Origin of the sequence: Cohnella abietis, from assembly GCF_004295585.1 — a bacterium.
GTDB lineage: Bacteria > Bacillota > Bacilli > Paenibacillales > Paenibacillaceae > Cohnella > Cohnella abietis.
The window spans coordinates 985,063-998,513 of sequence record NZ_AP019400.1; the positions used below are offsets into that span (position 1 = coordinate 985,063).

The window sequence follows — 13,451 nt, forward strand, 5'->3', positions numbered from 1 at the left end:
TATCATTTGCTGAGCACGGAATCCACCTTCAGGGTTTCCAGTCGCACTAAAATGTGGGTAAAATAGAAGTACAATGTTCATAGTTGCGGACACGGATTACTTTAGAGCGCCTAATGCACTGGGGGACACGTAGTGAAACAAGTTCTTTATTTTATTGGGAAATATCGTGTGGCTGCCTGGATGGCGGTTTTTCTAATGCTGGTTGAGCTTACTGTCGAGCTGGTCCAGCCTTTGCTTATTTCCAAAATTATTGATGAAGGAATCGCGTATCAGAATAGCTCTGTCGTGCTGTTATGGAGTGGTGTTCTAGTGGCGGGAACTCTCATTGCTTTCGGTGCTGGTATATTGAGCTCATTTTACGCGTCACATGTTAGCCAGAGCTTGGGCTACGACATCCGAGAATCGCTTTACGATAAGATGCAATCTTTCTCTTATGCGGTGTTTAATCGATTCGCCACCTCTTCTCTCATCACTCGCTTAACGAATGATGTTACACAGGTTCAGGATACGACGTTCATGGGGCTTCGTTTTATGCTGCGTGTGCCGTTGGTCGTCTTAGGTAGCATGATTATGGCGTTGGTTGTGCATGCGAAGCTTGGTTTTCTATTGCTTCTGACAGTGCCAGCGCTGCTCATATTTATTATTTGGATTGTCAAAAAAGCGGCTATGCTATTCAAAAAGGTTCAACAGAGGCTTGATAGGGTTAACGGAGTTATGCAGGAGAGCTTAACGGGGATGCGTCTTATACGGGTGTTCGTGCGTAAGGAACAGGAAGAAACAAGATTTGCTCGACATAGTGAGCAATTAATGCAGAGCTCGACCTCGGCTATGCGCTTAACAGAAATCACTTTGCCGTTTATTGTTCTTATTATGAATGCAGGGATTATTGCTGTTCTATGGTTTGGAAATCTAGAAATTCGAGCGGGCAGCGCAACTACCGGTGAGGTAGTAGCCATTGCAAACTATTCGCTTCGGACAGCGGGCGCACTATCAGCGCTATCTATGCTCATATCGACATTTTCAAGAGCTCGCGCTTCTGCAGGACGTATTAATGAGGTGCTTGTGACAGATAGTGAGTCGCGTACTGCAACAGAAGCAACGAAGGTATCAGGCGGAATAAGAGAGGGCAGCTTGGAGTTTGATAGCATTACCTTTCGATATCCGGATATGGAGGTTCCTGTGCTAGAGGATATTTCATTCCGTGCAAACCCAGGTGAAACGGTAGCTATATTGGGTGCAACGGGCTCAGGGAAATCTTCGCTAATACAGCTTATTCTTCGTTTATATGAGGAGAATAGTGGTGTCATCCGAATTGATGGTCGTGATATTCATGAGCTTGATATGCGAGCTCTTCACGATTCAATCGGGTACGTACCGCAGGAGGTTTTGTTGTTTACCGGGACGCTACGCGAAAATATAGCCTGGGGAATGGACAATGTAAGCATGGAGCAGGTAATCGAGGCTGCTAAGCTAGCGCAGATCCATGACACAATCATACAGCTTCCGAACGGCTATAATACGATGCTAGGGCAAAGGGGCATTAATCTTTCCGGTGGTCAGAAGCAACGGGTATCTATTGCTAGGGCACTCATCCGTAAGCCTGTTATTTTGCTGCTTGATGACAGCACGAGTGCTTTGGATGTGCGGACCGAAGCTGCACTACTGCAGGCACTTCAAGGTATGTCTTGCACAACTATTCTCATTACTCAGAAAATCAGCTCCACCTTAAACGCAGACCTCATTCTACTATTAGATGATGGCCGACTCATAGCTCAGGGTAATCATAAGCAGCTCATGGAAAATAACTCTTTGTATCGCCGCATCTATGAATCGCAATTCGGGGAGGAGGGGTCGCATGTGGGAAGCTCTAAGTGAGCCCTTCCGCTACAAGAAGTCGAAAGCAGTGATCAGCCTAGAGAAAACGATCCCTACTAAACGCGAGAAGCAGAAGGCGAAAGACTGGCAATCAACCATACGGCGAATAGGGAAATATCTTTCTCATCACAAAGGACGGCTAAGTCTTGTGCTGCTTATGGTCTTGTTGAGCTCAGGGCTAACCTTGCTCGGACCTTATTTGATCGGCAGGGCGATTGATCATTATTTGGCAGGTCCGGGAGGCACACCTTGGGTGTTATTTCTGGCAGGACTTGCAACCGTGTATGTTCTAAGCTCATTAATCGGCTGGTTGCAGAGCATATGGATGATTACTATATCTCAGGAGACAGTTTATAGGATGAGGGTGGAGCTATTCGGTCATCTACACCGGTTGCCCATTCCGTTCTTCGCCAAGCGTCAGCGCGGAGAATTGATGAGCCGTATGACCAATGACATGGATAACGTGAGCTCAACCTTAAATAGCTCTGCGATTCAAGTGTTTTCTAGCGTGCTCATTCTCATTGGAACGGTTACAGTAATGCTTTTTCTTAGTCCACTGCTTACCTTGCTCACATTTTTGATCGTTCCTGCTATGGTAGTGGGGATGAAGTGGATTACACGAAGAACTGGCGTATTGTTTAAGGAGCGGCAGCGCAATTTAGGGGAGTTGAACGGCTACATTGAAGAAACGCTCTCTGGTCAGCGTATCGTCAAAGCCTTCTCCCAAGAAAATAGAGTCATTGGCGAGTTCCGTCAGCGTAATGATCAAATCAGGCTTTCTGGCTTCTGGGCACAAACGATATCGGGGTTTGTTCCTAAGCTGATGAATGGGCTCAATAATATAAGCTTTGCCATCATTGCTGGTGTGGGAGGCATTCTGGCCATTCGTGGAGCGATAACCGTAGGTGTTATCGTTGTTTTCGTCGAGTATGCTAGGCAGTTTACTCGCCCGCTTAATGATCTAGCAAACCAGTGGAATACGTTGCTGTCAGCTATTGCAGGAGCGGAGCGGGTATTCGAAATTTTAGATGAAGAAGAGGAAGACAAGGATGAGAGCACGGCAATAACACTTGAAGCCATTCAGGGTGAAGTCGAGTTCTCTCATGTATCGTTTTCTTACAATAAAAGCGAACAGACACTTAAGGATATTAGCTTCAAGGCACAGGCTGGTGAAACAATAGCCATTATTGGTCCGACCGGGGCCGGTAAAACATCGCTCATCCAGCTGCTTTCTCGCTTCTACGAGGCGGATGGTGGACAGATTACTATCGATGGTCATGATATTACTTCAATTAAACGAGAGAGCCTTCGTTCTCATATGGCTTTTGTTCTGCAGGATTCCTTCTTATTCGAGGGGACGATTCGTGAAAATATACGTTATGGCAAACTTGATGCGACAGATGAACAAGTGGAAGAGGCTGCGAGATTAGCGAATGCGCATTCGTTCATTGTGCGGCTACCGGGCGGCTATGACAAAATTTTGCAAGGAGACGGCAGCGGCATTAGCCAAGGGCAGAAGCAGCTGCTTGCGATAGCGAGGGCAATTCTTGCTGATCCGGCTATTCTCGTTCTAGATGAAGCGACGAGTAGCATAGATACCGTTACGGAAATAAAAATTCAAGAGGGGCTGCAGCGGTTAATGGAAGGGCGCACTAGCTTTGTCATTGCCCATCGCTTAAATACAATTCGTAGGGCTGATCGTATCCTTGTCCTTAAAGACGGGAGTCTTCTTGAAGCAGGCTCACATGATGAGCTGGTGGCTAAAGGTAATCTTTACAGCGAGCTTTATTATGGGCATGGACAGCTTCTGTAGTTTACAACAAAAACAGCTTTCGCTAACCCAAAGATCAGCGAGGGCTGTTTTTGCTTAATCGCTATGGGGTGGGGTTCCTTCTTTATAATTTCTTCAGATTATCCACGAGTTGTTCCTTATCTTTATTTCTTATGATGTGTTCATCAAGTAATCCAAGGAAGCTGGAGATGATGAACATGAATTTGAACTTGAAAATAAGCTCAGGAAAACAAAGGAGAAGTGTGCAATATAAACCCCTACTGTGGCTACTCGTCATTCCACTATTGAACATCGTTTATGAACTGTTGAACCATTCTGGAGACAATGTTCATTCCTTAGTAACTTCTTTAGACGTCAGTACCCCCTTCATTCCTGTATTTATCATTCCCTATGTTCTTTGGTATCCGTTTCTGTTGGGTGTTTTAGTTCTCATTCTGCGAAAAAACGTGCAGAAGTATTACCAAACGGTGCTGGCTCTCTGCATGGGTCTCATCCTCTGCGACCTGATCTACATCTGCTTCCAAACGATGGTGCCACGGCCAGAGGTTGCTCCAAATGGGTTCCTTCATCAACTTGTATCCTTGGTTTACGCCAGCGATAAGCCATTCAACTGTTTTCCAAGCATTCATGTGCTGACGAGCACGCTGATGATCGCGGGTTCCTCTATTATAAGATGGAAAATTAGAATTCCGATTGTCGTGGTAGCCTGGAGTATTATTGCCTCCACCTTGTTTATAAAGCAGCATGTTATCGCCGATGTCATTGCTGGTATGCTGGCGGCTAAGCTCGTGTTCGAGCTGTCTGGGCGACTCCTGCCCTTCTTACAGAATCGCATGGCGACCCGCAATGCTAAGGGGGGACGTTATGAGAATCATAAGTAGAGAGACTCGTATCTTCCTCCGTAAATTTCTCGTTCAACCGAAGCAGATTGGAAGCGTCGTTCCGAGTTCGAAATTTCTGGCGAGTAAAATGGTCGGTTCCATTCCTTGGGATAACGTTGAAGCTGTAGCAGAGTTAGGTGCCGGTACTGGCGCCATAACTAGATATATTGCTGAAAGGGTACGTCCTAGCACCAAAGTGTATTTGTTTGAAAAAGACGCCAGAATGAGGAGGAAGCTAAAGGAAGATTACCCCGATTTTATCTGTTCTGCAAATGCCACTAATTTGTTCCCCGTTCTAAAGTCGAATGGGGATACGATAGGGGGGAAGCAGCTCGATTGCATCATTAGCGGGCTCCCGTTTTACAATTTCCCTCAAGTGGTCCGGGATCAACTCATGGAACAGATCGAAATCTCTTTGAAACCAGGTGGTTTATTCGTCGCCTTTCAATATTCACTTCAGATGAGGAAGCAGATGGCTAAGTTATTTAATATAGAGAGAATTTATTTTGTCCCGCTGAATTTCCCCCCGGCGTTCGTCTATGTTTGTCGGCAAAGGGTTGAGTCAGAAGGATGACTACAATTTACTCCCGGTATAGAATAGAGAGACGACAACCCTCGTGGAGGTTAGTGATCATATGGTGCTAAATAAGAATACCATTCTCATTGTCGATGACGATTCCGAAATACGTGACGTCATTCATATTTATTTGCGAAATGAAGGGTTTCGGGTGCTGGAAGCGGAGAATGGCTATCAGGCTTTAGACATCGTGAAAGCAGATTCTGTCCAACTTGTTATTTTAGACGTTATGATGCCCGAACTGGATGGAATCAAGGCTTGTTTGAAAATACGAGAAACGACTAACATTCCTATCATTATGCTGTCCGCCAAACAGGAGGACATCGATAAAATTACAGGGCTTTCGACGGGAGCAGATGATTATGTCACCAAACCGTTCAGTCCATTTGAGCTTATGGCAAGAGTCAAGGCCCAGCTTCGGCGTCAGGGTTATATAACTAGACCAAGCATTGATGCATCCGTCATATCTATTAACGAGATGAACATTGATATCGCACAGCACCAAGTGACCGTAAGGGGAAAAGATGTGCAGCTGACTCCGTTGGAATTCGCGATTCTTGAGCTTCTGGCCAGTCACAAGGGGCAAGTTTTCCATGCAGATAAAATCTACGAGAAGGTGTGGAAGGAACCGTCAGGATATTCGGACAACACGGTAATGGTTCATATTCGAAACATTCGGGAGAAAATAGAAGAAAACCCACGCCAGCCTCGTTATATCAAGACAGTATGGGGAGTGGGGTATAAAATTGAAAAATAAACTCCTTGCATTCCTCACTGGGAAGAGAAACATCCGTGTGCAAATGATTTGGGCGTCTTTTCTTAGTTTCTGGCTGGCGTTCATTGTAGCCGCCACTGTGCCTATTAAAGACATACCTTTTTTTCCGTATCAGTTAATGATATTCATTGCGGGCTTCTTCTTTACCTTTTTCTTCTTAACGCGTAAGACGATTCGTTATTTATTGACATTAGGTGATGGACTTACCGTCATCTCACAAGGGAATCTACATTATCGTATTCCAATGCTACGAGAGGATGAGCTAGGCAAGATAGCCGAAAACATAAATGCGATGGCCGAAAAGCTAGAAAGCCAGATTGAGAAAGAAAGGCAGGCCGAGAAATCGAAAATGGAGCTCATTACAGGCGTTTCCCATGATTTGAGAACGCCTCTAACGAGTATTATCGGTTACATGGATTTGCTTAAAGATAAAGCGTATCAAGATGAGGCTGAATATGAACGGTTTGTCGGGAACGCCTATAACAAAGCAATACAATTAAAAATGCTCATAGATGAATTGTTTGAGTATACACGTCTAACCTCGAATGAAGTAAAGCTGAAGCTTGAACGGATCGACCTTCGGGAGCTTCTCAGTCAAATGATTGTAGAATTTGAGCCTCTTGCTAAAGAGAATGAGGTTTCTTTAGAGACGGGTTTAATCCCGCAATCCTTATTTTTGGTAATAGATCCTGAGCAAATCAGGAGAGCGATCGATAATCTGTTAATGAATGCATTGAAGTTCACTGTTAAACCTGGTTTTATTTCAATAGGTCTCACGATTCTTCGAGACGGCAGCAGAACTGCGAAAGCAAGGATTACCATTGAGAACAAGGGCATTCCAATTACAAAGGTACAAGAAGAAAGGTTGTTCGAGCGTTTCTACAAAGCCGACGATTCCAGATCAAACCCGACCTCATCAAGCGGGTCGGGTTTGGGATTATCGATAACGAGAAGTATTATTGAGCTGCACGGTGGAGAAATCTATTTCAATCATTCGGCAGGACAATTTTACTTTGGCATGGAACTCCCCCTGCAAAGCAATTTCTAATTATTGAGTTCGTCCGTATTTTTCACAGAAATCATTCTGGCTTACTAGAAAAAGTTGCAAATCTGTGAACCTTCAGTGTGCCATTATCATAATGAGTGGAAACTCATGTTATACTAGAGGGAGTATTCCGAGATAATTCGGGTAATGATCAGAGGGGTTGTTGTTGAACGATGAATGCATTTGAAGACTGGAACCAGAAAATCAAGAAAACCTTTAACGCGACTAGCACGGAAGAGGTATTGACCTTGACCGAAGCAGGAAACCTCCTGGGGCTGTCCAAAGACCAAATGAAAGTATATGTGGATAAGCACGGGCTAACTAAAATGCCGATCATGAGAAGCGTACATCGCTACCTCTTGCTGAAAAGCGAGATTGATCGAATTGTAGGGTAACATTGAGGTTACCCGCCCATTGAATATAACCCCAACCTCTTGAGGTTGGGGCTTTCCTGCAGTATAAGGCTAAGGAGGGATTAGGAATGAGCATTACGGCTGACGAGGTTGCGGATTGGATGTTTACAGAGCTAAGAAACAGCGGAATTTTGCATCAAGCAGAAGCTGTTAACTACATTAAGACCAACTTCGGCGAACATTTTATTTACGTTAATGAGAATGGTCATGCATCAATCGATAAGGAAGTTAAAAAAGCTTTCAAAAAACGCCACGGTGGTAAGGCTGCTTGGGATCGAGATGCCTTCTACTGGGGATGGACCTCTTCGATTAAAGTGTAGGATAAGCTTGCTTTATTTTTGAATAAGGACGGGAGTACCCACCTTGATTTTATCATATAGCCATTGAACTTCTTTGTTATACATGCGGATGCATCCTAAAGAAGCGTAAGTCCCAATGGACTTGGGATTCGCATTTCCATGTATAGCATAGCTATAGCTTACTTTTTTCCCGATCTTCACTTCAAGACCTAGCCAACGATCTCCAAGCGGGTTTTTTGGATCTCCGCCTTTAATTTTTTCCTTATAATACGGTCGATTTTTGATCTTCTCATGAATCTTAAACAATCCTTCGGGTGTATACGAGGGCTTCTTTCCCGTTGCGACTGAAAAAGCTTTTACTAGCTTTCCCTTGGCGTAATACATCAGCTTGTTGCTTGATTTATCTATGACGATAAATTGTTCATAAGCGGTATACTTGCTGTTAAGCTTAGTGCTCTCAGCGGCGTTAGTTATTGCGGGCATCATAAAAATAAAAACGATGGTGATCAAGACACAGCGATGCATCATTTGTTGCAAATAGTTCCCCCCTTTATTTTAACCTATATGCAGGCAGACTCTTAAATAGTCGCAGCAATGGGGCGGGGGAAGGCTATTTGCTATTTGATTAAATGAAAAGTCGGTGTTCTTGAATCTAACGTTTTCTCAGCTCGAAAAATTCGCAAGCTTCCCGGGAGTGGTAGGCTAGATCGCCAACCCCTGCTTGGACAACGACGGTTTGCTGGTCGAATCGAATAATGATCCCGTTAGTATCAATAATGTGATCGTTCTTAAAGACACGCAGGCGAGCTTGACGCTGCATAGCTTCCTCAAAATCTTGATCGGTTATTAGCCGTATACTCTGTGACATGATGTAGGGCTCCTTCGTATGGCCATGTTTAACTTTGCGGTAAGTTATAGATGTCTATTATACCTTTTCTTGTATGCATATTATAGGAATTGAGCTTTGGTCTTAACGATAATGTCAGTTATTTTACCTTCAAGAATATAAATTTTCTGCTGCTGCTCTACAATCTGACGTGAGAGCATGACTAGGGTTGAGAGGGAATCAAGAGTGCTTGGGATATCGCTTTTTTTAGTCGCGTGTTTGAAATTAGTCCATACTGGAGACAAGCTCGTCCGAGGCAGGCTAATAGCCCCCCTGTGAGCTTTAATCTGAACCTTGAGTGGATCGATCGTGTCCAGCTTGTCCCGAGCTGACTTGATCGTCAGGGAAGTAGCACCCTTGGCAGTTTTGTAAGCTTCCTCCTTGTTTTTAATATCCTCACGAGCAAGCTTAACGGATAGCTTTAATACATCTGCTTGTGTACTAAGCATTGTGGTTAATGTTTTGTTTTTTAATTTCTTCGCAACGGTAATTTGTTTGTTAACAGAGCTGTATGTTTCGAATAATGGTTTATAACGATTTTTGGTTTGCTTGACCTGAGCCTCTAGCTTGGTTAGTTTATCTGCGTTAATATCCCTAATTTGCTTACGGAGAGCTAATAGAGCTTCTTCATTGCGGTAATGGATGGCCTTGATCTTCGTTTCGTTTTCTTGATCCTGCTTAAGTAGGTTACTTAGCTCGTTGTATAGCCCATTGAGCTTTGCAGCCGTTGTCTTATCCGCTGAAGCTGCGGTTTTGTCGAAGGCCTCTTTAATTGGTGCGGTTAACTCTGGCTTAGCTGCCGATACTAGAGGGGGAGACATAGTAACCATAATCAGACACAGAAGCGCAAGACGCCATAAAAATGAAGCTGTTTTTCTTTGTAACATAACGGATTCCCTCCTTGATTTGGACGACAAAAAAGCACCTGCAAGAAAGGCTTGTAAAAGCCTTTGCTTACGGGTGCTTCCGTCGTAAGTGTGGAAAATTCAGTTGTGTCCGTTCAATATACCGAACTGAGCAGAGAGTGTCAAGAGAACAGTGCGTATTTGATTCATATTGTTGCGAATCGAATTATAGGAAATCCTCATCCTGCTCGCTGTCTGCTTCCATATAGACTGCGACAAGGACGATACTCAGCTCGTCACTAATATTAACAACCCTATGTGGTGTACAAGCATTCCAACGGAAGGAATCCCCTTCTTCTAGTCGGGCGGAGTCTTCCCCTTGCTCTGCTATGATTTGTCCCTTAACAACGAAATGAACCTCTTCTCCAGGATGAGCGTGTGGAGCTTCCCCTGTTGAAGCGCCAGGTGGAAATTCCACAAGACGGAGCTTCATATTTTTCGAAGAGCCTAGATGCTCTACCTTTAAGCTTTCGCTGCCGCTTGTTGTTATCTTGCGATCTCCTTTACGGACGATGCTCATTCGCTCTTCTTTTTTCATAAGCAAATAGGTCAAAGGAACTTTCAGCGCAGTCGCGATATGATCTAAAGTTGCAATGGAGGGGGAGGTTTTATTGGTTTCAACCTGGCTCATAAAGCCTTGGGACAAGCCCGTTTCCTCGCATATTTGGGCAATGGTAATCTTCTTTCGCTTTCGGATTGCCCGAATCGTGGAGCCGATGTCCATCGAAACCATCTCCTCATAAATATTTGTAATACAAACTATATTTTGATATTAACAATTTTTTGATTGACTTTCTAGTGCGAACACATATAAATTAGTTATATAAAATATTATTTTCTATTGGTAATAAAATATAAAGTGGGGAGGACACCTTCATGACAATCGCTTACGAATATGATATCCATTTGCCTCCGAACAGGGAGCCTGGACGCAACTATCCAACGATTTTCACGCTTCACGGTAAAGGATCCAACGAACGCAATATGTTTAGTCTGGTTGAATCGCTATCCGATGAGTTTATTATTGTCGGAATTCGTGGAAACTTCATTCTAGGAGCGGGATTTCAATATTATGAATTGAAAAGCTTAGGGAATCCGATCCGCGAGCAGTTCGATTTAGCGATTAAACAGCTGGAAAGCTTCATCTCATACGCGTCAGAAAAGTATCCAATCGATCAAGCTCAGCGTTATCTGCTCGGATTTAGTCAGGGGGCTATCCTGTCGATGACGCTTGCGATGACGATGGGAGAGCAATTAAAGGGCATAGTAGCTTTGAACGGATATGTACCTCAGTTCGTGAAAACGGAGTATCCACTTTCAAGTACTGACAAGGTGCACGTATTTATATCTCATGGACAATATGACTCCGTATTTCCCCTGCGAATCGGGGAAGAGAATGCCGCTTATTTTCAAACACTAACGTCATATCTCACTTTCAAAACCTATCCAACCGATCATGGTGTCTCTGAAGACAATCAACGAGATATTATCAAATGGTTTAAGGAGCGTGAACAAGTATGATGCCATCCTATTTTTTCGCACATGGTGCGCCTTCACTCGTGCTTGATGAGCTTGAATATACAACTTTCCTGAAAAGCTTTTCCACGACAATCCCTAAGCCTAAGGCTATTGTCCTTTTCTCCGCACACTGGGAAAGCCGTACACAAACGGTTAGCGACGTGCCATCGACGTACTCTACTATCTATGATTTTTCTGGTTTTCAGGATGAGCTATATGAGATGACCTATCCAGCTAGAGGTGAAGGCTCCGTTAGCAAGGAGATAGAGCAGCTTTTTAAGAAGCATGGCATTGAGAGTGCTATTGATGTAGAGAGAGGGCTCGATCATGGGGCATGGGCAATTCTGAAGCTGATGTATCCGGATGCGGACATTCCTGTTATTACTTTGTCGGTCAACCGGTACCATACGAATGAGGAGCAATACCGAATTGGCAAAGCTCTCGCCGAGCTGCGGGAAAAGGATGTTCTGATTATTGGCAGTGGAGGTACCGTTCATAATTTACGTAGATTAAATTGGCGGGCAGACGTTGCTGAAGCATGGGCGGAAGCCTTCGATAAGTGGCTTGAGGATAAGCTGCTCGCTTGGGATACTCAAGCGCTGTTCGAATACCGGGCGCAAGCTCCGTATGCAGTGGAGGCCGTGCCGACGAATGAGCATTTTATCCCACTGTTACTAGCTATGGGTGCTGGGGATGGAAATCGCCAAGCAAAGCTGTTGCATCGTAGCTATCAATATGGCACTCTTAGCTTAAGCTGCTGGCAGTTTAACTGATCGCAGCTATCAGGAGCTATTGATCCATAGAATAGGGAGCGGGATTGTTAATGGTAGTTACAGCAGCTATTTTGGCAGGTATTGTGGCTTTGGAGCATGTGTATATTCTTATTATGGAAATGTTTCTTTGGACGTCTCCTAGTACTCGCCAAAGATTCGGCACTTCCGAAAGCTTTGCAAAAGATACTAAGTCACTTGCAGCTAATCAAGGCTTGTACAATGGGTTTCTTGCTGCAGGTCTTGTATGGGGTCTACTGCATCCGAATACAACGTTCGGTTATCAAATTCAAATTTTCTTCCTTGTCTGTGTCCTCGTTGCTGCTGTATTTGGGGGCTTTACTGCTAAAAGATCGATCCTTATCGTTCAGGGCGTTCCTGCAGCAGCCGCATTGATCTTTGTGTTACTTGCTCAATGATAAAAAGTCGGGTTAGCTGGCGAAATAAGGAACCGATGGTTCACTAATATAGCCAAAGTCGGCTTAATAGATAACTAAAAGAAGCTTGTCCAAGTCGGTAGAAATACCGCTACGGAGGGCTTCTTTTTTGCGCTATCAGCTTTCAGAAATGCTTCATGCCTACCCATCACTAATTAACGATTATTAATGAATACCGTTGATTTAGTCAAACAATCGTTAATCGCTTGCGTAGAAAACGAATCTTACATCATTTAACATAATAGCTACAAACAATATGAAGATGGTGATGGAATGAAAGGCGACACGATTTCTCCTCTGCACGATAATGAAACACCTCCAGTACGAAAGGCCGACCGATCTGGGAAACTCGGAGTATGGAGACGATTTATCAACCAGTGGGACTACCAACTTATGATTCTTCCATCGCTGGCGTTCATTATCGTATTTAGCTACATCCCAATGTGGGGCGTCCTCATCTCCTTCCAGGATTACAATCTGTTCAAGGGATTTGGCGCGAGCCCATGGGTCGGAATGAAGCATTTCCAAATGTTCTTCGAATCTCCTGAGTTCTGGAACATCATGCGAAACACGTTAGCAATTAGCTTGTTAAAGCTCGCGATTGCTTTCCCGGCACCGATTTTTCTAGCTCTAATGCTAAACGAAGTACGGAATATGGCCTTTAAGAGAATTGTACAGACGGTTACCTACATTCCCCATTTTATTTCATGGGTTGTCGTATCTGGCTTAGTATTCTCCATGCTGTCGGCAGACAACGGTCCTGTAAATGATGTGCTTCAGAAGTTTTCCTTAATAGATAAGCCCATTAATTTTCTATCCATTCCTGAATACTTCTGGGGAATTCTTGTTTCCGTTGGTGTATGGAAAGAGATTGGATTTGGTTCCATCGTCTACTTAGCTGCAATAGCAGGAATTGATCCAGCATTATACGAGGCAGCGGCACTAGATGGAGCTAATCGATTCAAACAAATTTTCTTAATTACGATTCCAAGTATCTCGCCGGTTATTATCATTTTCCTAATTCTAGGCATCGGTAATATTCTGAACGCAGGCTTCGAGGACATTCTCTTGATGACGAAAAACCTGACAAACGGTATTGTAATGCCTTACGCCGAAGTTATCGACACTTATGTGTACCAGATGGGGATTATGAACCAACGTTATTCTTATGCAACTGCTGCTGGTCTATTCAAATCAGTTCTAAGCGTCATATTATTGTTTCTTGCCAACGGCATTGCTCGTCGGCTTGGGAAAGCAAGTCTTTGGTAAGGTAAGTCC

Annotated in this window: 16 protein-coding genes; 12 read left to right on the top strand and 4 right to left on the bottom strand. The window is 44.0% G+C overall.

The window, feature by feature from the left end:
- Positions 1 to 132 precede the first annotated feature (132 nt).
- From KCTCHS21_RS03965 to KCTCHS21_RS04000, 8 genes are all read left to right on the top strand, one after another.
- Positions 133 to 1,875, top strand: a complete 1,743-nt coding sequence (locus KCTCHS21_RS03965) for an ABC transporter ATP-binding protein (RefSeq protein ID WP_408621755.1) — start codon at positions 133 to 135, stop codon at positions 1,873 to 1,875.
- A complete protein-coding gene (locus tag KCTCHS21_RS03970) occupies positions 1,856 to 3,688 on the top strand; it encodes an ABC transporter ATP-binding protein (RefSeq protein WP_130605234.1) in 1,833 nt (610 codons plus the stop codon). Before KCTCHS21_RS03965 ends, KCTCHS21_RS03970 begins: the two co-directional genes overlap by 20 nt.
- Before the next feature lie 167 nt (positions 3,689 to 3,855).
- Positions 3,856 to 4,548 carry a phosphatase PAP2 family protein gene (locus KCTCHS21_RS03975; protein ID WP_232058064.1) on the top strand — a complete coding sequence of 231 codons (693 nt, stop codon included), beginning with the start codon at positions 3,856 to 3,858 and terminating at the stop codon, positions 4,546 to 4,548.
- Positions 4,532 to 5,122 carry a class I SAM-dependent methyltransferase gene (locus tag KCTCHS21_RS03980; RefSeq protein ID WP_179952657.1) on the top strand — a complete coding sequence of 197 codons (591 nt, stop codon included), beginning with the start codon at positions 4,532 to 4,534 and terminating at the stop codon, positions 5,120 to 5,122. Before KCTCHS21_RS03975 ends, KCTCHS21_RS03980 begins: the two co-directional genes overlap by 17 nt.
- A 61-nt stretch (positions 5,123 to 5,183) precedes the next feature.
- Entirely contained in the window at positions 5,184 to 5,882 is a 699-nt protein-coding gene (locus KCTCHS21_RS03985; RefSeq protein WP_130605235.1) for a response regulator transcription factor, read from the top strand.
- Positions 5,872 to 6,948 (top strand): sensor histidine kinase, encoded by a 1,077-nt coding sequence (locus KCTCHS21_RS03990; protein ID WP_232058065.1) that lies wholly within the window; start codon positions 5,872 to 5,874, stop codon positions 6,946 to 6,948. Before KCTCHS21_RS03985 ends, KCTCHS21_RS03990 begins: the two co-directional genes overlap by 11 nt.
- Before the next feature lie 170 nt (positions 6,949 to 7,118).
- Positions 7,119 to 7,340 (top strand): DNA-binding protein, encoded by a 222-nt coding sequence (locus KCTCHS21_RS03995; protein ID WP_130605236.1) that lies wholly within the window; start codon positions 7,119 to 7,121, stop codon positions 7,338 to 7,340.
- An 86-nt stretch (positions 7,341 to 7,426) separates the two neighbouring features.
- Positions 7,427 to 7,678 (top strand): DUF6953 family protein, encoded by a 252-nt coding sequence (locus tag KCTCHS21_RS04000; RefSeq protein WP_130605237.1) that lies wholly within the window; start codon positions 7,427 to 7,429, stop codon positions 7,676 to 7,678.
- Between the two features lie 12 nt (positions 7,679 to 7,690).
- Here the strand turns inward: KCTCHS21_RS04000 and KCTCHS21_RS04005 are convergent, their stop codons facing one another.
- The 4 genes from KCTCHS21_RS04005 to KCTCHS21_RS04020 all read right to left on the bottom strand — a co-directional run bounded on the left by KCTCHS21_RS04005 (position 7,691) and on the right by KCTCHS21_RS04020 (position 10,172).
- Complete coding sequence (locus tag KCTCHS21_RS04005) at positions 7,691 to 8,185, bottom strand: L,D-transpeptidase (RefSeq protein ID WP_232058206.1); 495 nt, start codon at positions 8,183 to 8,185, stop codon at positions 7,691 to 7,693.
- 124 nt (positions 8,186 to 8,309) lie between these two features.
- Positions 8,310 to 8,525, bottom strand: a complete 216-nt coding sequence (locus KCTCHS21_RS04010) for a hypothetical protein (RefSeq protein WP_130605238.1) — start codon at positions 8,523 to 8,525, stop codon at positions 8,310 to 8,312.
- Between the two features lie 80 nt (positions 8,526 to 8,605).
- Positions 8,606 to 9,430, bottom strand: a complete 825-nt coding sequence (locus KCTCHS21_RS04015; RefSeq protein WP_130605239.1) for a coiled-coil domain-containing protein — start codon at positions 9,428 to 9,430, stop codon at positions 8,606 to 8,608.
- 184 nt (positions 9,431 to 9,614) lie between these two features.
- Positions 9,615 to 10,172, bottom strand: coding sequence for a helix-turn-helix domain-containing protein (locus KCTCHS21_RS04020; RefSeq protein ID WP_130605240.1), 558 nt, complete (start codon positions 10,170 to 10,172; stop codon positions 9,615 to 9,617).
- 152 nt (positions 10,173 to 10,324) lie between these two features.
- On the opposite strand from KCTCHS21_RS04020, the gene KCTCHS21_RS04025 reads away from it, so the two are divergent.
- The 4 genes from KCTCHS21_RS04025 to KCTCHS21_RS04040 all read left to right on the top strand — a co-directional run bounded on the left by KCTCHS21_RS04025 (position 10,325) and on the right by KCTCHS21_RS04040 (position 13,442).
- Positions 10,325 to 10,969 (top strand): alpha/beta hydrolase, encoded by a 645-nt coding sequence (locus tag KCTCHS21_RS04025; RefSeq protein WP_130605241.1) that lies wholly within the window; start codon positions 10,325 to 10,327, stop codon positions 10,967 to 10,969.
- Positions 10,966 to 11,739 (top strand): DODA-type extradiol aromatic ring-opening family dioxygenase, encoded by a 774-nt coding sequence (locus KCTCHS21_RS04030; RefSeq protein WP_130605242.1) that lies wholly within the window; start codon positions 10,966 to 10,968, stop codon positions 11,737 to 11,739. The genes KCTCHS21_RS04025 and KCTCHS21_RS04030 overlap by 4 nt, the downstream gene beginning before the upstream one ends.
- A gap of 50 nt (positions 11,740 to 11,789) precedes the next feature.
- The gene (locus tag KCTCHS21_RS04035; protein WP_130605243.1) at positions 11,790 to 12,155 is read left to right on the top strand and encodes a DUF1304 domain-containing protein; all 366 of its coding nucleotides are present in this window, start codon (positions 11,790 to 11,792) and stop codon (positions 12,153 to 12,155) included.
- 411 nt (positions 12,156 to 12,566) lie between these two features.
- Positions 12,567 to 13,442, top strand: a complete 876-nt coding sequence (locus KCTCHS21_RS04040) for an ABC transporter permease (RefSeq protein WP_232058207.1) — start codon at positions 12,567 to 12,569, stop codon at positions 13,440 to 13,442.
- The last annotated feature ends 9 nt before the right edge of the window (positions 13,443 to 13,451 follow it).

What these genes read in the sequence shown, in the direction of transcription:
- KCTCHS21_RS04020 (WP_130605240.1), bottom strand. Translation starts at nt 10,172, where the DNA reads ATGGACATCGGCTCCACGATTCGGGCAATCCGAAAGCGAAAGAAGATT.
- KCTCHS21_RS03995 (WP_130605236.1), top strand. Translation starts at nt 7,119, where the DNA reads ATGAATGCATTTGAAGACTGGAACCAGAAAATCAAGAAAACCTTTAAC.
- KCTCHS21_RS04035 (WP_130605243.1), top strand. Translation starts at nt 11,790, where the DNA reads ATGGTAGTTACAGCAGCTATTTTGGCAGGTATTGTGGCTTTGGAGCAT.
- KCTCHS21_RS04040 (WP_232058207.1), top strand. Translation starts at nt 12,567, where the DNA reads ATGATTCTTCCATCGCTGGCGTTCATTATCGTATTTAGCTACATCCCA.
- KCTCHS21_RS04030 (WP_130605242.1), top strand. Translation starts at nt 10,966, where the DNA reads ATGATGCCATCCTATTTTTTCGCACATGGTGCGCCTTCACTCGTGCTT.
- KCTCHS21_RS04000 (WP_130605237.1), top strand. Translation starts at nt 7,427, where the DNA reads ATGAGCATTACGGCTGACGAGGTTGCGGATTGGATGTTTACAGAGCTA.
- KCTCHS21_RS04005 (WP_232058206.1), bottom strand. Translation starts at nt 8,185, where the DNA reads ATGATGCATCGCTGTGTCTTGATCACCATCGTTTTTATTTTTATGATG.
- KCTCHS21_RS04015 (WP_130605239.1), bottom strand. Translation starts at nt 9,430, where the DNA reads ATGTTACAAAGAAAAACAGCTTCATTTTTATGGCGTCTTGCGCTTCTG.
- KCTCHS21_RS04025 (WP_130605241.1), top strand. Translation starts at nt 10,325, where the DNA reads ATGACAATCGCTTACGAATATGATATCCATTTGCCTCCGAACAGGGAG.
- KCTCHS21_RS03975 (WP_232058064.1), top strand. Translation starts at nt 3,856, where the DNA reads ATGATGAACATGAATTTGAACTTGAAAATAAGCTCAGGAAAACAAAGG.
- KCTCHS21_RS03980 (WP_179952657.1), top strand. Translation starts at nt 4,532, where the DNA reads ATGAGAATCATAAGTAGAGAGACTCGTATCTTCCTCCGTAAATTTCTC.
- KCTCHS21_RS03970 (WP_130605234.1), top strand. Translation starts at nt 1,856, where the DNA reads ATGTGGGAAGCTCTAAGTGAGCCCTTCCGCTACAAGAAGTCGAAAGCA.
- KCTCHS21_RS04010 (WP_130605238.1), bottom strand. Translation starts at nt 8,525, where the DNA reads ATGTCACAGAGTATACGGCTAATAACCGATCAAGATTTTGAGGAAGCT.
- KCTCHS21_RS03985 (WP_130605235.1), top strand. Translation starts at nt 5,184, where the DNA reads ATGGTGCTAAATAAGAATACCATTCTCATTGTCGATGACGATTCCGAA.